The organism is Alcanivorax sp. (assembly GCF_051117345.1).
In the GTDB taxonomy this organism is placed as follows: Bacteria; Pseudomonadota; Gammaproteobacteria; order Pseudomonadales; family Alcanivoracaceae; genus Alcanivorax.
On sequence record NZ_JBNPEC010000160.1, the window covers coordinates 1 to 17749 of the forward strand.

At 60.1% G+C, this 17749-nt stretch carries 14 protein-coding genes; 8 read left to right on the top strand and 6 right to left on the bottom strand.

Annotated features, from left to right (window positions below):
• On the top strand, positions 1-1253 hold a 1253-nt coding region (locus ACFE0K_RS10530; protein ID WP_434536020.1), incomplete at its 5' end, for a helicase-related protein.
• Positions 1254-1394: 141 nt separating this feature from the next.
• Here ACFE0K_RS10530 and cysZ read toward each other — a convergent pair.
• Positions 1395-2168: a sulfate transporter CysZ gene (cysZ, locus tag ACFE0K_RS10535; RefSeq protein ID WP_434536021.1), complete on the bottom strand. Its 774-nt coding sequence runs from the start codon at positions 2166-2168 to the stop codon at positions 1395-1397.
• A 448-nt stretch (positions 2169-2616) separates the two neighbouring features.
• Here cysZ and smc point away from each other — a divergent pair, with 448 nt between their 5' ends.
• From smc to ACFE0K_RS10565, 6 genes are all read left to right on the top strand, one after another.
• A complete protein-coding gene (smc, locus tag ACFE0K_RS10540; RefSeq protein WP_434536022.1) occupies positions 2617-6114 on the top strand; it encodes a chromosome segregation protein SMC in 3498 nt (1165 codons plus the stop codon).
• Positions 6115-6172: 58 nt separating this feature from the next.
• The gene (zipA, locus tag ACFE0K_RS10545; RefSeq protein ID WP_434536023.1) at positions 6173-7096 is read left to right on the top strand and encodes a cell division protein ZipA; all 924 of its coding nucleotides are present in this window, start codon (positions 6173-6175) and stop codon (positions 7094-7096) included.
• A gap of 278 nt (positions 7097-7374) precedes the next feature.
• The gene (gene ligA / locus ACFE0K_RS10550) at positions 7375-9711 is read left to right on the top strand and encodes an NAD-dependent DNA ligase LigA (RefSeq protein ID WP_434536024.1); all 2337 of its coding nucleotides are present in this window, start codon (positions 7375-7377) and stop codon (positions 9709-9711) included.
• Positions 9708-10289: a transglycosylase SLT domain-containing protein gene (locus tag ACFE0K_RS10555; RefSeq protein ID WP_434536025.1), complete on the top strand. Its 582-nt coding sequence runs from the start codon at positions 9708-9710 to the stop codon at positions 10287-10289. The genes ligA and ACFE0K_RS10555 overlap by 4 nt, the downstream gene beginning before the upstream one ends.
• A gap of 436 nt (positions 10290-10725) precedes the next feature.
• Positions 10726-11364, top strand: coding sequence for a fimbria/pilus periplasmic chaperone (locus ACFE0K_RS10560; RefSeq protein ID WP_434536026.1), 639 nt, complete (start codon positions 10726-10728; stop codon positions 11362-11364).
• Between the two features lie 14 nt (positions 11365-11378).
• Positions 11379-13814, top strand: coding sequence for a TcfC E-set like domain-containing protein (locus ACFE0K_RS10565; protein ID WP_434536027.1), 2436 nt, complete (start codon positions 11379-11381; stop codon positions 13812-13814).
• Positions 13815-13957: 143 nt separating this feature from the next.
• Here ACFE0K_RS10565 and ACFE0K_RS10570 read toward each other — a convergent pair whose 3' ends face one another.
• Both ACFE0K_RS10570 and ACFE0K_RS10575 read right to left on the bottom strand, forming a co-directional pair.
• Entirely contained in the window at positions 13958-14866 is a 909-nt protein-coding gene (locus ACFE0K_RS10570; protein ID WP_434536028.1) for a hypothetical protein, read from the bottom strand.
• A 72-nt stretch (positions 14867-14938) separates the two neighbouring features.
• Entirely contained in the window at positions 14939-15481 is a 543-nt protein-coding gene (locus ACFE0K_RS10575) for a hypothetical protein (protein ID WP_434536029.1), read from the bottom strand.
• Positions 15482-15748: 267 nt separating this feature from the next.
• Here ACFE0K_RS10575 and ACFE0K_RS10580 point away from each other — a divergent pair, with 267 nt between their 5' ends.
• Positions 15749-16177, top strand: coding sequence for a hypothetical protein (locus tag ACFE0K_RS10580; RefSeq protein ID WP_297762718.1), 429 nt, complete (start codon positions 15749-15751; stop codon positions 16175-16177).
• A gap of 149 nt (positions 16178-16326) precedes the next feature.
• On the opposite strand, the gene ACFE0K_RS10585 is transcribed toward ACFE0K_RS10580, so the two are convergent.
• From ACFE0K_RS10585 to ACFE0K_RS10595, 3 genes are all read right to left on the bottom strand, one after another.
• The gene (locus ACFE0K_RS10585; RefSeq protein WP_434536030.1) at positions 16327-16566 is read right to left on the bottom strand and encodes a YheU family protein; all 240 of its coding nucleotides are present in this window, start codon (positions 16564-16566) and stop codon (positions 16327-16329) included.
• Positions 16567-16748: 182 nt separating this feature from the next.
• On the bottom strand, positions 16749-17141 hold the full coding sequence (locus tag ACFE0K_RS10590; protein ID WP_434536031.1) for an MAPEG family protein: 393 nt from the start codon (positions 17139-17141) through the stop codon (positions 16749-16751).
• Positions 17138-17749: FAD-dependent oxidoreductase (locus tag ACFE0K_RS10595; protein WP_434536032.1), on the bottom strand; the 612-nt coding region annotated here is incomplete at its 5' end. The genes ACFE0K_RS10595 and ACFE0K_RS10590, both read right to left, overlap by 4 nt.

Genomic DNA, 17749 nt, shown 5'->3' on the forward strand with positions numbered 1-17749 from the left:
CCGTGCTCAAGACCTACGAGGTGATCAAGGAGGAGATAACCGAGCGGCTGGCCGAGATAAAGGAGCAGAACAAGTTGGTAGAAGCCCAGCGGCTGGAGCAGCGGACTCGCTTCGACATCGAGATGCTTCAGGAGCTGGGTTACTGCAACGGGGTGGAAAACTATTCCCGACTGTTCTCCGGCCGGGCGCCGGGGGATGCGCCGCCCACCCTGTTTGATTACCTGCCGGAAAATGCCTTGCTGATTGCGGATGAGTCCCACGTGACCATTCCCCAGCTCGGTGCCATGTACAAGGGCGACCGTTCGCGCAAGGAGACCCTGGTGAGCTTCGGCTTCCGGCTGCCTTCTGCCATGGATAACCGCCCCCTCAAGTTCGAGGAATGGGAGCGTCTGGCGCCGCAGATGGTATTCGTGTCGGCCACGCCGGGCCCCTACGAGGCAAAATACGCCGGCCAGGTGGTGGAGCAGGTGGTGCGGCCCACCGGCCTGGTGGACCCGCAGATCGAAATCCGCCCGGCCATCACCCAGGTGGACGACCTGCTGGGCGAGGCCAAGGAGGCCATCGCCAAGGACCAGCGGGTGCTGGTCACCACGCTCACCAAGCGTATGGCGGAGGATTTGACCGAGTACCTGAACGAGCACGGCATCAAGGTGCGTTACCTGCACTCGGACATCGACACCGTGGAGCGGGTGGAGATCATCCGCGATCTGCGGCTGGGCAAGTTCGACGTGCTGGTGGGTATCAACCTGTTGCGTGAGGGCCTGGATATGCCGGAAGTGGCGCTGGTAGCCATTCTGGACGCGGACAAGGAGGGCTTCCTGCGCTCGGACCGCTCGCTGATCCAGACCATCGGCCGGGCGGCGCGAAACGTGGATGGCCGCGCCATTCTCTATGCCGACAAGATGACCGGTTCCATGGAGAGGGCCATCGACGAGACCAATCGCCGCCGCGAGAAGCAGGAAGCCTTCAACAAGGAGCACGGCATCACGCCGCAGAAGCTCAACAAGAAGGTCCGCGACATCATGGACGACAGCGGCGGCAGCCGTTTCGACCGCAAATACAAGGGCGACAAGGGCAAGAAGGTGGCCGAGTCACCATCGAAATACGAAGCCATGTCCCCGGCGGAAGTGGCCCGCGAAATCAAGGCTCTGGAAAACAAGATGATGGAGCACGCCAAGAACCTGGAGTTCGAAGACGCGGCGGCCACACGGGACCGTATTCACCAGCTCAGGGAACTGGGCTTTATGCGGTAAACGGCAGTTAACAGTTAACAGTGAATAGTTAACAGCGACGCGGAGCAGGATTGGTTTGGCCTGAAACCTAAGAGGCCGCGCCCACAGGTTGAGCGCGGCCTCATTGTTTGAAGATGGCGGCAAGCGTAGCTCGCGCAGCTGTTAACTGTTAACTGTTCCTTGTTCACTGAGCTCTTCCACCCAGATCAACGTCCCCGCAATCACCGCCACCGGCATGATGAACAGGTTCACCAGCGGCAGCATGGTCAGGCCCATGACCACGGCGCCGAAGGTGAGTACCAGCCAGCGTTTGGTTTTCAGACGCTCCAGCATCACTTCGAAAGGCACCTGGCGGTTATCGGCGCCGAAGTCGATGTATTGCATGGCCAACAGCCAGCCGGACCACAGAAACCAGATTGCCGAGGCGAACACGTTCACCACCGGGATGAAGTAGACCACCATCACCACAAACAGAATCAGCACGGCCCGCCACAGCCAGTACCAGGTCTTGCGCAGTTCGCGCTTGAAGGTGCGGAAGATCATGGCGGTGATGGATTCGTCGGGCATTGGTCGGCCAGTGGCCTGGATATCTACCTTTTCCGCCAGAAAGCCCATGAACGGGGCGGCGATCAACTGCACACCAATGGAGAAGACGCTGGCAAACAGCGCCAGCAGCAGAACCCAGACCAGAATAATGGCGGCGTCGACCAGGAAATGCAGGGCCCCGTTAAGGAAGCTCAATGAGCCGGTCAGTGCCCAGTCGGCTGTGGCCGCAGCGATCCAGCCGGCGATCCAGCTGCCGCTGAGCCAGTAGAGGCCACCGAACACCAGGATGTTGAAGATCAGCGGAATGATCACATAGGTCCGCAGCTCCCGGCTTTTCGCCAGGGTGACACTGCGTTTGAGATAGCTGATGGCATCGGCAACTTGAGACACGGCAAATCCTTGGCTGTGAGAAAGCAGCTACAAGCTACAAGCAGAAAGTGAAAAGGGAAAGCCCCAGCCGGGAAGTCACCACCGCTCTACCGTTGGAGCCTTGCTAGCAAGGCCCCAACTGGTGGTGTAGAGAAGGGTGGGCATAGGGTGTGAACAGGATCCGGCTTTTGCACTTGTTTGCAATTCGTGCCCGGCTCCACAGGAGCCCGTGCCTGCATGGCGAACCCGCCCCCGGGGGGTGATATTGCTGCGCGCCCTGGTGCCCGCAGAGGGCTGCGGGTTGTTGGCCTTATTGTAAACAGGGCGTTGCGGCTGATGAATTCAGTCCGGGTTGTCGCTAGACTTACCCCCTTTAATGCCCACGGTGCGCCGTAATCGCTTCAGGGGGCGGCGAAAATCCTTGTTTTCGCCCAATTTTTGGCCTGTTGGCCCGAGTTAAGCAGACACTATGCGACTGAAATCCATAAAACTGGCCGGGTTCAAATCCTTTGTGGACCCTACCACCACCAATTTCCCGGAGAATCTCACCGCTGTGGTGGGGCCCAACGGGTGTGGGAAGTCCAATATCATTGATGCGGTCCGCTGGGTGATGGGGGAGTCCTCTGCCAAGCACCTGCGTGGCGAGTCCATGGCGGACGTGATCTTCAATGGCTCCAATGCCCGCAAGCCCGTGGCCCAGGCCTCCATCGAGCTGATTTTCGACAACTCCGACGCCACCGTTACCGGCGAATACGGCAAGTTCAACGAAATCTCGGTGAAGCGGCAGGTGACCCGCGACGGCCAGTCCAACTATTTTCTCAACGGCACCAAGTGCCGGCGCAAGGACATTTCCGACATCTTCCTGGGCACCGGCCTGGGCCCGCGTAGCTACGCCATCATCGAGCAGGGCATGATTTCCCGGCTGATCGAGGCGAAGCCGGAAGAGCTGCGGGTCTACATTGAGGAAGCGGCCGGTATCTCCAAGTACAAGGCCCGCCGCCGCGAGACCGAAAACCGCATCCGCCGCACCCGGGAAAACCTGGAGCGTCTCACCGATATCCGTGACGAACTGGAGCGCCAGCTGGAACGCCTCAGCCGCCAGGCCAGCGCGGCGGAAAAGTACAAGCAGTACAAGGAAGAAGAGCGCCTCAAGGGCGCTCAGCTCAAGGCCCTGCGCTGGAAAGGCCTGGATGGTCAGGTCAAGCAGCTCGACCACGTGATTGGCGAGCTGGATGTGTCCATGGAAGCCAAGATCGCCGAGCAGCGCCATGTGGATGCGGAGGTGGAACGCCTGCGCGACAAACACCACGAGGTGCAGGAACACTTCAACCAGGTGCAGCAGCACTTTTATGCCCTGGGCGCGGAAGTGGCCCGGCTGGAACAGAGCATTCAGCACCAGCGCGAGCGCAAGCAGCAGCTTTACGAAGAGCTGGACCAGATCAAGGCGAGCTGGCAGGAATCCGATGAACACCTGCGGGTGGACAGCGAGAAGGTGGCGGAACTGGATGCCATCCTGGCCGAGCGTGAGCCTGAACTGGAGCTGATTAGCGAGCAGCAGGAAGCCTCTGCCGAGGCGTTGGCCCTGGCCGAAGAAACCATGCAGAACTGGCAGCAGGAGTGGGAGGAATTCAACGGCCAGTCCGGGGAATCCCGCCGCCAGGCCGAGGTCGAGCAGTCCCGCATTCAGCATCTGGAAAAATCCCAGGATCGCCTGAAAGAGCGGATTGAGCGCCTCAAGAAAGAACAGGAATCCCTGGATTCCGGTCCGCTGGCTCAGGAAATGCGCCAGCTGGAAGAGCAGGTTGAGCAATATCGCGGCCAGTCGGAAGAAAACGAACTGCGCAGCGAATCCCTGCAGGAAGATATCAACCGCATGCGCCGGGAAAACGGCGACCGGGGCCGGCAGCTGGATGAGGCCCGCGAGAAACTGCAGACCCTGAAGGGCCGTCGCACCTCCCTGGAGGCCTTGCAGAAAGCCGCCATGGGCGACGACGGGGCGGTGAGCGACTGGCTCAACCGCCACGAGCTGGATGCCGAACCGCGCCTGGCGGATCAGGTACAGGTGGACGAGGGCTGGGAGAAGGCTCTGGAAGCGGTGTTGGGCGACAGCATCCAGGCGGTGGCGATCAGCGGCCTGGATCAGGTCAGCGACTGGCTGGGGGATCTGTCCCATGGCCGCCTGGCTCTGTTCAGCCCGGCCTCGGTGAAAGGCTCAGGCAGCAAGGGCAAACTGTTACGCGATCACGTACAGGGCCAGGTGCCGGAAGGTCTGCTTGCCGGCGTTTACGTGGCTGATGATCTGAATGCGGCTCTGGCCCTGCGCGGCCAACTGGACGCCTACGAATCCGTGGTTACCCGCGACGGTATCTGTCTGGGCCCGGATTGGCTGAAAGTGGCCAAAGAGGAAGACCAGGAAGCCGGTATTCTCGAGCGTCGCCGCGAGCTGGAGCAACTGGAGGGCGAGATCGAGACCCTGCAGGCCACCGTGGACGACCTGAAAGAACAACTGGACAGCACCCGGGAACAGATCGGCGAACTGGAAGAAGAGCGCGAGGACGTGCAGCGCCAGGCCAGCCGCATCAACCGGGAGCTGGGTGAGATCAATGCCCAGGTCAGCGCCCGTCAGGTGCGCCTGGAGCAGATCACCATGCGTCGTGAGCGTCTGGGCCGCGAGCTGGAAGAAGCCAATGAGCAGCACGCCCAGGAACAGGAACAGATGAAAGAGGCCCGGGGTGTGCTGGCAGAAGCGCTGGACGCCATGGAGGCCGACAGCGGCCAGCGGGAAGCCTTGCTGTCCCGCCGTGATGAGCTGCGCCTGCGTCTGGATGAGGCGCGCCAGAAAGCCCGCCATGCCCGCGACCAGTCCCATCATCTGGCTATGGAAGTGCAGGGCGCCCGCACCCAGGCGGATTCCCTGCGCCAGAACCTGAGCCGTCTGGAATCCCAGGTGCAGGCCCTGGCAGAACGCAAGGCGCTGCTGGAAGAGCAGACCAACGAGGGCGACGAGCCGGGCACCGAGCTGCAGATGCAGCTGGAAGAAAAACTTGAAGTGCGCCTGGAAGCGGAACACAAGCTCACCGAGGCCCGCCGTGAACTGGAAGCGGTGGACCATGAGATGCGTAACCTGGAAGGCCAGCGCGGTCAGTTCGAGCGTCAGGCCCAGGAAATTCGCAGCACCATGGATCAGAAACGGATGCAGTGGCAGGACCTGACCACCCGCCGCCAGACCGTGGCCGAGCAGCTTGGTGAGCACAACTTCGACCTGGACACCGTGCTGGAAAACCTGCCCGAGGAAGCCAATGAGCAGGAATGGGCCCGGGAAATGGACATGATTGGCCAGCGTATTTCACGGCTGGGCCAGATCAACCTGGCGGCCATCGACGAATACCAGCAGCAGTCCGAGCGCAAGAATTACCTGGACAGCCAGAATGCGGACCTGGAAGACGCGCTCAACACCCTGGAAAACGCCATTCGCAAGATTGACCGGGAAACCCGGGCGCGCTTCAAGGAATACTTCGACCGCATCAACCGCGGCCTGCAGGAACTGTTTCCCAAGGTGTTCGGCGGTGGTCACGCTTACCTGGAGCTCACTGGCGACGACTTGCTGGATACCGGTGTGACGATCATGGCGCGGCCTCCGGGCAAACGAAACAGCACCATTCACCTGTTGTCAGGGGGTGAGAAGGCTTTGACCGCTCTGTCCCTGGTATTCAGTATCTTCCAGCTCAACCCGGCGCCGTTCTGTCTGCTCGATGAGGTCGATGCGCCGCTGGACGATGCGAATGTGGGGCGTTTCTGTAACCTGGTGTCAGAAATGTCCGCAAAAGTACAATTCATCTACATTACTCATAACAAGATTGCGATGGAGATGGCTGCTACCCTGATGGGGGTCACCATGCACGAGCCTGGTGTGTCCCGTCTGGTATCGGTCGATGTGGAAGAAGCTGCCGAAATGGCGGCTATGTAAGGCAATCCGGTGCTGTCCGTAATGGTGGCACTTCAGCGCAAGCAAGGAAGATGAGGCAATGGGCCTGAATCTGGAAACATTGATTGGCATTCTGGTTATTTTGATCCTGCTGATCCTGGCGGACGGTGTCCGTCGTATGATCAAGGAACGGCAGGGTCGGCTGCGTATGCGTATCGACCCGCGTTACCGGGATGCTCAGGAAGACGAACCCGAGAAAAGCGATTACAACCCGGAGCTGATCGGCACCGCCCGTGTGGTACGCCGGGCCATGGAAATGGACTCGCAGGAGCGGGCTGACGCACCGCCCACCATGATGGAGCCGGACGAAGCCGTTACCGAAGAGATCCCCACTGCCGAACAGCAGAACCTGTTCGACGGTGACAGGGAGCCCGAGCCGGTAAACGAGCCCAAGGCATACCGGGAACCGCCGAAACAACCGGAACCGCCCCGCGAGCCGCTGAAACCGGCAGTGGAGCAACGGCCTGCCGAGAAGAAACCAGCTGAGCGCCAGCCGGAAAGAAAGACGGAACGCCACCGCGAACCCCAGCCGGTGCTGGAAGTGATCGTAGTGCACCTGATTGCCCAGCGCGGCGCGCCCTTTGCCGGTAACGATCTGCTGCGATTGCTATTGGAATCCGGCCTGCGTTACGGGCAGATGAATATCTTCCATCGGCATGTGACTCTGGATGGCCGCGATGAGCTGCAGTTTTCCATGGCCAATGCGGTGGAACCGGGCACCTTTGACCTGGATACCATGGAAGAAAAGACCTTTGCCGGCGTGACCTTTTTCCTGAAACTGCCGGGCGCCACCGATGCTCTGGGGGCGCTGGACAAGATGCTATCCATCTGCCGCCGCCTGGCCAGTGAGCTGGATGGCGACCTGAAAGACGAACAGCACAGCGTGCTGACCCCGCAGACCATGGAGCATTTACGCCAGCGGGTGCAGGAATTCGAGCGTCGTCAGCGAGTGCCTAGCGCGTAAGAGCAGCTTCAAGCTTCAAGCTGCAAGCAACAAGGAAAACCGTGCCCTGGCCGGTTGTGTAGGGTGCACTGAGCCCGGGCTCAGTGCACCTGCGGCACAAAACACTTTTGCGGCATAACACCTTGTAGGAGCCATGCTTGCATGGCGAAAATCCGTTCGGGAATTGGGCGTTTTAAACGCGGGCATGGGCTTGTCGTTTTATTCGCTTCTCCCGCGCCTTGTAGCTTGAGGCTTGTAGCTTGCCGCTGTTTTATAGAGACACAGGAAATCCCCGTCCCGTGAGCCAGCCTTCCCAAGACATCATTCACAAAGCCCACCACCTCCGCGACCAGCTCAATGACTGGTCCTACCGCTATTACGTTCTTGATGATCCGGCGGTGCCGGATGCGGAGTACGATCGCATTTATCGGGAATTGCAGGCCCTGGAGGCGGCGCACCCGTCGTTGGTGTCTGCGGATTCGCCCACCCAGCGGGTGGGCGATGTGCCGCTGGAGGCGTTCGATCAGGTGCAGCACGAAGTGCCCATGCTCAGCCTGGACAACGCCTTTGATGATGACGAGTTACGTGCCTTCGACAAGCGAGTGCGCGAGCGCCTGGATGTGTCCGACGCCGTGGACTATGTAGCCGAGCCCAAGCTGGATGGGCTGGCGATTTCCCTGTTGTACCTGGACGGGGAACTGGTGCGGGCGGCAACCCGGGGCGATGGTCAGACCGGTGAGAACATCACCACCAACGCCCGTACCATCCGTTCGGTGCCGCTGAAACTCCGCGGCGACAAGGTGCCGTCACGCCTGGAAGTGCGCGGCGAAGTGGTGATGCCCCATGACGGTTTTGCTGAACTGAACGCCCGCCAAGAGGAGGCCGGTCAGAAAGTTTTCGCCAATCCTCGCAATGCCGCCGCTGGCAGCCTGCGACAGTTGGATTCGCGCATCACTGCCAGCCGGCCGCTGGAGTTCTACGCCTATTCCATGGCGCAACTGGAAGGCGTGCCTGAGCCCGCTACCCATTCAGACATGCTCGATGCCCTGCGCAGCTGGAACCTGCGGGTCAATCCGGAAGTGCGTGTGTGTGCAGGGGTCGAGGCATTGCTGGATTTCTACCACGGTATTCTGGAAAAGCGTGACCGCCTCGGTTACGACATCGATGGGGTGGTCTACAAGGTCAATCGGTTCGACTGGCAGCGGGACCTGGGCTTTGTCAGCCGGGCGCCGCGCTGGGCCATTGCCCACAAGTTTCCTGCCCAGGAAGAACTCACCGTGCTCAACGGCGTGGACTGGCAGGTGGGGCGCACCGGTGCCCTGACCCCGGTGGCGCGGTTGGAGCCGGTACAGGTGGGCGGCGTCACCGTAAGCAATGCCACCCTGCACAATATCGACGAAATCCAGCGGCTGGATATCCGCATTGGCGATACCGTGGTGGTGTACCGGGCCGGGGATGTGATCCCCAAGGTGGTGCGGGCGTTGCCGGAACGTCGCCCGGCGGAGGCACAGGATATTTCCCTGCCGCCGAGTTGCCCGGTGTGTGGCAGCGAGATCCTCCGTGGTGATGACCAGGTGGTAGCCCGTTGTACCGGTGGCCTGATTTGCGGTGCCCAGCAGCGTGAGGCGATCAAGCATTTTGCCTCCCGCCGGGCCATGGATATCGATGGCCTGGGCGACAAGCTGGTGGATGCCCTGGTGGATCAGGAGCTGATTGCCACCGTGGCGGATCTTTATCGGCTGAAGCCGGAGCAGGTGGCTGGCCTTGAGCGTATGGGCGAGAAATCTGCCGATAACCTGATTGCTGCGTTGGAAAATTCCAAGACGGTGGGACTGGGGCGTTTCCTGTTTGCCCTGGGGATCCTGCAGATTGGTGAAGAGACCGCCAAGAACCTGGCGGACTGCTTCGGCGATCTGGAAGGCATTCGCCGGGCGCCGTTGCTATTGCTGCTGGCGGTACCGGATGTGGGCATGGAAGTCGCCAAGGCCATTGGCGCCTTCTTTGCCGAAGCCGATAACGAGGCGGTGATTGATGGGCTGCTGGCCGCCGGGGTGAACCCGCAGTCCAGTGGTGAGCCGTCAGCGGCTTTTGTGAACAGCCTGACATTGGCGCAGTTGCTGAAGTCTGCCAAGCGGCTGGGCATGAACCTTGAGGGTATCGGTGACAAGTCACTGGAGACCCTGGGCAACCATTATCGCACCGTTGCTGAACTTAGCGCGGGGGCCGCAGAAGGCGCCGGCGCAGAACCCAAAGGGGTACGTTCCGGCGTGATGACGCAGCTTGGCAAGGCGTTGGCGGATAATGGCTGGCAGGCCCGGTTGCAGGAAGCCGAAGCCATGGTGGCCGAGCTGGCCGCCCGCGCCCCGACGCAGGCGGAAAGTCGCCCCCTGGAAGGACAGACCTGGGTGCTTACCGGGACGCTGGAACAATTCACCCGTGACCAGGCAAAGCAGGGCTTGCAGCAGTTGGGAGCCAAAGTGTCTGGCTCGGTGTCGAAGAATACGTCCATGGTAGTCGCCGGCGCTGCGGCGGGTTCCAAGCTGGCCAAGGCCGAGTCTTTGGGGGTTGAGGTCTGCGATGAGGCCGCGCTACTGTCCGTATTCGAACAACACGGCATTGATCCGGGAGCGTTATGAGAATCAGGCTTACCCTGCTGCTGGCGGCACTGCTTCTGGGTGGTTGCGCCGGCACACCGACCCAGACAGATAATGTCTGTGCGGTGTTTGACCAGCGGGGGGGCTGGTTTAACAACTGGTACAAGTACGCCAAGAACACGGAAAAGGAATACGGCGTGCCGGTTCCGGTGCTGATGGCGACCATCTACAAGGAATCCGGCTTCAATGCCCGTGCCAAACCGCCCCGTACCAAGCTGCTGGGTTTTATCCCCTGGAAGCGACCGTCTTCCGCCTACGGTTACCCTCAGGCGCTGGATTCCACCTGGCAATGGTATCAGGATGATACCGGTCGCCATGGTGCAGATCGCGATGACTTCAAGGACGCGGTGCGGTTTGTGGGCTGGTATCACTACCAAAGCCACAAGAAAAACGGTGTCGCCCGTAACGATACCTACAACCTGTACCTCAACTATTATGCCGGCCACGGCGGTTATGCCCGTGGCACCTGGAAGAACAATAAATGGATGAAGGGCGCGGCACAGCGCACCGCCAGCATGGCTAACCGCTATCAGCAGCAGATGAACAGCTGCGGGCGCTAAAAAGCAGCTGCAAGCCTCAAGCTTCAAGCTGCAACGCGACTCTGGCATTGTCGTGATCGGCAACCACTGGCGCCGCGCCGGCACGCAGGCAAAAGCCAAATCATAGAAGCGAGAGACAAACCATCAGATCTGCCGGCTTTGCTTTTCACTTCTTTCAATTCGCTTCTTGTTCACTAAGCCTTACAGCGCGGCTCCGCGCTGATTCGTTTAGCCGAAAAATGGGTTCGCGTTGCCGCTTGAAGCTTGAGGCTTGCAGCTGCGTTTTACCGCTGAACTGCCGTTTGTCCGGTCTTATCGGAATCCGGTCGGTTTGAATGTGGTTCGCTGTGAAAATGTGACAAGAAGCACAAAAAAGCGGGTCATTTGAGACCTGATAGATTAAGGGGAACACACTTTGCGTTTTGTATTCGGTCTGCTGCTGTGGGCAGGTGGGGCCATGGCCGCGTATGCCATGCAGGTGGACAAGGCCATTGTTCATTTTCCCGCGGACAAATCACCGCGCCAGGATGTGGTCATCGGAAATCCCGGTGAGGAGCCCCTGTTTGTGGATGTGGGCATTCTTACTGTCAGTGATCCCGGTACCGACCGTGAGCAGCGCTTGCCGGTGAAAGATCCGGAGTCTGCGCCGTTGATTGCGACGCCGCGACGGCTGATGGTGCCGCCGGGGGGAAGCCGCCGGGTGCGGCTGGTGAATCTGGATGGTCATGGCGACATGGAGAAGGTCTACCGGGTAGATCTGAAGCCTGTGGCGCCGCCGGAGCAGATGGAGAGCACCGGAGTGCGGGTTCTGGTGGGTTACCAGCTGCTGGTGTTTGTGGCCCCATCGCAAACCGGGGTATCGCTGGAAGGGCAGCGCGATGGCAAGTCCCTGACGCTGACCAACAAGGGCAACGTCAATGTGCTGCTGCATGAAGGGGAGCAGTGCCCGCCGAGCCCGTCTACTCAGCCCTGTCAGCCCGTGCAGGGCCGCCGCCTCTATCCGGGTAATAGCGTTACCCTGGCATTACCGATGGATGCGCCGGTGCGTTTCAATCTGACCACTGCCGGTGAGACCCGGCAGCAGCGCTACCCCTGATCGGAAAGGCCGTTATGGGGAAGCGCTGGCTGGCTGCTGGGTGGGTTGCCCTGCTGGTTGCTGTGCCGGCCGGGCAGCTCATGGCGGCGGATTATGCTGTGCCGCCCGGGTTCGAAACGCTAATGGAACCGCAGGAAACCCTGGTGGATGTGTACTTCGGCGATCGCCTGGTGATGTCGACCCCTGCCCGTTATTCCCCTGATGAAATCACCTTTCTGGAGCCGGATGCGTTGATCGGCGCCATGCCCCAGGTCAAACCGGAGCCCTGGCTGCTGGCGGTGCTGTCCACGCCGCTGGACCCCCACGGTGACAAGGTGTGTGTCAGCGAACACCAGCAGGGGTGCGGTTTGATCGAGCCGAAAGTCGCCGGTGTGATTTTTGACGAGCAGCGTTTTCGGGCAGACCTGTTTATCCACCCCAACTACCTGGACGCGCCGGAAACGCTGGCGCCCCGTTATCTGCCTGAGCCCACAGAAAGTCGCTGGGGTGGTGTGCAGAATCTGAGCTTCAGTCACGCAGGGAGTGCCGAAGGGGAGAACAACACCAGTCTGTTTGGCCGTAGCCTGGTAGGCCGGGGGGCCCAGTATGGCTTTGCCAACTGGGTTAGTACTGATGAGCAGTCCCTGTCCATTGATGAGCTGGGCTGGCAGCGCAATTATCCGGATCACCAGGTCACTGCCGGTCTGTTTCAGCCCAACAGTGACATGCTGACGGTGATTGACCGCCAGCCGATCGCCGGGGTCGGTGTTTCCCGCTCACTGGTGCGCCGCCAGGACCTGGAAGAAGCTTTTGCCACGTCCGTGGAAGTGTTCCTGTCGTCGCGAAGCCGCATCGAGGTGTACAAGGACGGCCGCCTTTACGGTAGCCAGTTCCTGGAATCCGGGCGCCGCCGCCTGGATACCGCCCGCCTGCCCACCGGGGCCTACACACTCGAATTGCGCATCACCGATGCCAATGGCAATACCCGGGTGGAAGAGCAGTTTTTTGTCAAAAGCCGCCGCCTGGCACCGCAGGGCGAGAAGTTGTGGTTCGCCCAGCTCGGTCAGGCCACGGCCTTCGCCCGTGACCAGGTGCTGCCGGAGGACAGACAGACCGCCCTGTTTATGACGGGCCTGCGCCAGCGTTTTGCGGACACCTGGGGCGGCGGGGTGGCGATGGCGGCTACTGGCGAGCAGGCTTTGCTGGAAGTCAGTGGTGACTGGTTTTCACGCTATACCCAGCTATTTGCCAGCACCTTTGTGGAAACCGAAGGGGGGGGCGGTTTTACCCTGCGTGGCAGTGCCCGTTTGCGGGACTGGCGCTTCCAGTTCGACAGCCAACGGGTCTGGACCGATGATCCGGCCGTCTTCGACGTTGATTCGGATGTAGAGGAGTACCAACTGCTTCCCCGCTCTGTGCGCCGTGACAGTGCCGAGCTCTGGGTGCCGGCAGGGCGAGGGCAGTTGGTGTTTTCCCATCGTCGCCAGCGGTTGGGCCGTGCCAGCGAACAGACCATCAGTTCGGCGGCTTACCTGCATACGTTCCGGGTGGGCCGCGGCCAGGTGATCAATCTGTCCACCAGCCTGACGCGGAATAATGGCGACAACCAGATTCTGCTTGGCGCCAACTGGCTGATGACACGACCGGACTGGCAACATCAGGCCAACCTGGGCTGGGTTCAGGACGATGCCCCCGGTACCGAGGACGGAGTTAATGCCGCCTGGGCCAGTGCCTGGAATGACCGGGATCGCTTTGATGCGGACCTGACGCTGGGGGCAGGGGTGAATTTTGATCCGGGCCGTCAGTCCGTGCTGCTCAACAGTGAGTACGGCTCCCGCCATGGACGAGGTCGGGCCGATGTGGCCTTCAACGATTCCGACCGGGGTGGCCGCGATACCCTGACCAGCGTGCGTTATGACACCAGCCTGGTGATTGGCGATGGTGCGGCTCTGGGCGGTGAACAATTGAATGATTCGGCGGTGCTGTTGAAGCTCAATGGCGCCGACGGTGCGCTATTCGACGTGTTGGTCAACGGAAATCCGGAGATGGTGGTGAAAGGTGGCAGCTCCGCCACTCTCACGCTGCCAGCCTATCAGGTGCACAAGGTCGCCCTGCGTGATCGCGGCACCGATTTTGTGGATCTGGATGGCACGCCACGCGACGTGGTCCTGTACCCGGGCAATGTGGCGATGCTGGCCTGGGAGCTGCAAAGAGTGATGGTGGCCCTGGGTCGTCTGCAGGATAGCGACGGTAATACCCTTTCCCGTGCTCGCATTCAGGGTCCCGGTTTCGACAAGCTGGTATTCACCGACGAAGATGGCTACTTCCAGCTGGAACTCCCTGAATCCAGCCTGGACAGCCTTTATGTAGAGACCGCCAGCGGTCGCTGCAATTTGCAGACCGGGGCGGCGGAGATAAAGCACGGGGTAGCGCGGTTGGGGGCGGTGGTTTGTTCAGTTAACAGTGAATAGTGAACAGTTAACAGCTCGCGGAATCGAGACTTATTGGTTCTGGACGCAAAGAGGCCGCGCCCAAACTCTGGACGCGGCCTCTTTGCGTTCAACACCCGACTGGTCTTATCGCGCAGCTGTTAACTGTTCACTATTCACCGCTGTCACTGCATCTCAACCATGATCGTCAGCACCCCACTATGGGTGCCGGAGGCGGTGGCCGCGCCGATGTCGTTGGCGAGGACATCTACGGTGACGGTGGCATTGTTGCTGGCGCCGCCGTTGCATTGCGGGTCACCGCTGCGGCTGTTGCCCATGCCGGCCATGGGGATGCCGGCAGTGGCGGTCTGGGCGCCGTTGCCATCGTTCCAGCTCACCGCATAGGGCACGCTGCTGCCAGCGGATATCAGCTCAAAGGCGCCGCCGTTGCCGCTGCCGGTGAGGGTGACCGCGTACTGGCCGCCACTGGCCTGGTAGACGCAAAGCGTGTCGGAGCGGGAGATATTGTTGCTACCATCGAAGGTCCCCAGGGCAATGTCATCAATCTGGGTGACCTGGATGGAGTTGGGGATGGTGATATCTACGCTGACGGTGAAGTTGGCAGAAGACTTGCCCCTGCCGGAATTAGTGGCGGTGAAATTGAACTGGCTAGAGTAGGTTCCAGGGGGCACGGCCTGGATATCTGTACCACTGGCATATACATCCAGACGGGCGTTATTGCCGCCGGGGCAGTAACGGGCTGCACCAGTAAAGATTTCTGCGGTAGAGAGACTGGGTTGCAGTGTCGTTGTTTGGCCACTGATAAGGTCGTCCCACGACAGCGTGACAGGAATGCTGTTAGCGCCGGAAACCAGCTCAAACGGGCCCTGAGCCTCGACGGCGTAATCAATCAGTGTGTTGCCTTGCGGATTGGGTTGCTGCACGGAGCTGACACACAGCTCAAAGCTGTGGTTCAGATCGCCGCCGTTCCAGGTGAAAGTGGTGGTAAAGGCATTCGGATCGGTGCGGATGTGGGCCTGAGCATGTGCTGTGCACAAAACCAGCATGCTGCTTGCGATAATACGCAACCACATAGGGATCTCGTTATCGGGAAAGTAAACACTATAGCAGATGGGCCGGCGTTTTCCGGCCCATCTATACGGTGCTTATTCTGCGGTGATGATCACGGTAAGGGTATCAGTGTGATCGGTCGCTGAGGTGGCTTCACCCACCTGGTTTTCCGTGGCGCTGACGCCCAGTGCCACATTGGGGCCGGAGGTCTGGCAATTGGCTTCGGTGGTGTTAGAGCTGGTCAGGCCGGTAACGGCGGTATCTTCGGTAAGCGGAGTGCCACCCCACGTTACGGAATAATTGACCACACTGGTGCCGCCGTCGCTGAGTGTGAAATCACCGGCGGTGCCGGCACCGCTGGAGTCATTGCTGCTCTGCGCCACTACGCCATAACCGCCGGCCAGGTTACGGTACACACACACGTTATCGGTGGCGGAAAAACTGTTTCCCTGGTTGATGGTCATGTCGTTCATGTCGCTGATTTTGATCAGGTCTGGCACGTTCAGGGTAATCACGGCAGTACCAGTGGACGAGGCGCTGGCGCCGGTCCCCATGCTGCCATCGGATGCAGCCATGGCCAGGCCGGAGGCAAGCAGGGCGCTGGAGAAGATAGCCGGTACAAAGAATTTGATTTTCATGGTGTCGTTCCCTTAAGCGGATGGACAAGAGTGTTATGTAAGCCTGGACATCCCCAATTGCGCCTCAGGCCTTATAGTGAAAGCGATACTGCCATGTGAGCAGTGAAATGTGATCTGCATCTCGTTAGTTATGCGATGGGCGGTGTCTCTGCTTTACTGATTTGCGTTCAGTAAAGCAATTTCACCTGTTTCAACGATTTACCGCTCACAAAACCGGATGGCTTTGCTAAAGTGCGGGTCAGATGAGCGATGCAGTCAGGGGGCAGCTTGGATAACGAATCCATCGTTTACGGGTGTATAAAACATCTGCCGTTTGGCAGTTTGCAGGAACGTAAGACCCACTGTTTTCATAACCGCCGGGCCGTTCGCCAGCTTCCGCAGGCCGATGAATGGCCGTTCCTGTGCCGGGAAATGTTCTCGGTACCCGGTGATGACCTGATGGGCGGCACCTTCCAGACCCAGGTGATCCACTTCGGTATGTCCTACCGGGCGGTGGAGTACGAATGGGAGCACTGGATCGCCAAGTTCGAATCGCTGCTCAAGAACATGTACTGGGTTAACGCGGTGGTGCACCTGGAAACCGAACTGTCCGGCTTTCATACCTTCGTCTGGGACAGCGCGGAGGTGTGCCATGAGCCGTCCGAGGCGCCGTTGAGAGTGCGGTGTGAGTGGGCGCGGGAAGGGGCAATTGCTTGAAGGCAGTGAATAGTTAACAGTTAATAGTGAATAGCGTCGCGGGCAGGTGCTTCTGGCCTTTGCAACGCAAGAGGCCGCGCCCAAAGTCTGGACGCGGCTTCTTTGCTTTCAGAGCCAGCAAGCCGGTCTCGCGAGCTGTTCACTGTTAACTATTCACTATTAACTGCCTCATTAGCCTGTTCCTTGCCCATCACCGATACGCTCTCCGTTACCTCATCGAATACCACAAACGCTTCCTGTTTCTTTAGCTGATTACGGACCTGTTCCACCTTGGTGGCAGTGGGGATCTCCTGGTCGCCGTAATCGGTGCCGTCACGGGTGACGAATTCTTCGATCAGGTTAGTGAGCGTGTCCGGGGGCAGGTCTTTCCAGGGGACGATGATGGGCATAGTGAATAGTTAATAGTGAACAGTGAAAAAACTTGTATGGCGGATATTCACGTTAGTGCATCTCCGCCCGTTTGGTAGCGAGTTGCGAGAAGCGAGTTTCGAAAGGCAAAGTCAAAACCCACGCTTTCGGGGCGCGCCGGATTTGCCTTTCGCAACTCGAAACTTGTACCTCGCAACGGCTATTAAATCACCAGGAGCTGAATACCGGCACCCAGTATCACCAGCCAGGAGGAGACGACGCCCAACTGGCGGGCCAGGTTGGCGCTGCTGCGGGGGATCAGCATGCCGTAGCTGTAGAGGATACGCCCCCCCACCAGCAGGGTGCCGTAGATGTGCAGAGCCGTGCTGCAGCCGCCGTTGATTTCCAGCAGGGCTATCAGTATCAGCGCCAGGGGGAGGTATTCAATGGTGTTGCCGTGGGCGCGGATGGCGCGGCTTACGTCTTTGTGGCCGCCATCGCCCAGAGAGACTTTCTTGCCCAAGCGTAAACGCACTACGTTGGCGGCCAGGGCGATGATCAGGAAGCCGCTGAGGGCGGCGTAAAGGGCGGTAATCGGCAAGCTGACTAGGGTCATGGCATCCACTCGGGTTGTTTTTTGCGTTTGCGGAGGATAAACCGGGCCGGGGCCAGGGCGTCAATCATTTCCTGGTCCGTCGGCAGCGGTTGGCCACAGATCATGTCGGCGATCAGCTCGGCACACAAGGGACTGCCGGTAATGCCGCGGCTGCCGTGGGCCACATTCAGGTAGAGCCCTTGTGCCGGGCGGTGGGGATTGTCCGTGGCCACGGGCAACGGGCCGCACAGAGGGAGGAAATCGATGCTCTGGCAACGGAATGCGACACGCCGGTCGACGATCTGGATGTGCTCACCGCCCAGCTCCTGCCAGAGAGCGGGGAGATAATGCTTCAGCTGGGCCAGGTTTTCCGCATCGTCGCTGTCGGTGGCATGGGTGTGATCTTCGTGGAGCTTGAAGGTGGCGCCGACGCAGTGCAGGTCGTTCAGGGCCGGGGTCAGGTAACCACCGTGGCATTGGGCCTGTTGCCAGCGTCGGGATGCCTCGCAGGCCCGGCAATAGCTCACCTGACCACGGATATGTTTGAGCGGTAACCAGCCCAGGCCGGGAAGGGACTGGCTGTGCCCGGCGGTGCGGAGTACGACGGCATCGACACGGGCCGTCTCCCC

Excerpts from the sequence above, each read along its gene's own strand:
- smc (WP_434536022.1), top strand. The coding sequence starts at position 2,617 with ATGCGACTGAAATCCATAAAACTGGCCGGGTTCAAATCCTTTGTGGAC.
- zipA (WP_434536023.1), top strand. The coding sequence starts at position 6,173 with ATGGGCCTGAATCTGGAAACATTGATTGGCATTCTGGTTATTTTGATC.
- ACFE0K_RS10555 (WP_434536025.1), top strand. The coding sequence starts at position 9,708 with ATGAGAATCAGGCTTACCCTGCTGCTGGCGGCACTGCTTCTGGGTGGT.
- ACFE0K_RS10560 (WP_434536026.1), top strand. The coding sequence starts at position 10,726 with ATGGCCGCGTATGCCATGCAGGTGGACAAGGCCATTGTTCATTTTCCC.
- ACFE0K_RS10565 (WP_434536027.1), top strand. The coding sequence starts at position 11,379 with ATGGGGAAGCGCTGGCTGGCTGCTGGGTGGGTTGCCCTGCTGGTTGCT.
- ACFE0K_RS10570 (WP_434536028.1), bottom strand. The coding sequence starts at position 14,866 with ATGTGGTTGCGTATTATCGCAAGCAGCATGCTGGTTTTGTGCACAGCA.
- ACFE0K_RS10575 (WP_434536029.1), bottom strand. The coding sequence starts at position 15,481 with ATGAAAATCAAATTCTTTGTACCGGCTATCTTCTCCAGCGCCCTGCTT.
- ACFE0K_RS10585 (WP_434536030.1), bottom strand. The coding sequence starts at position 16,566 with ATGCCCATCATCGTCCCCTGGAAAGACCTGCCCCCGGACACGCTCACT.
- ACFE0K_RS10590 (WP_434536031.1), bottom strand. The coding sequence starts at position 17,141 with ATGACCCTAGTCAGCTTGCCGATTACCGCCCTTTACGCCGCCCTCAGC.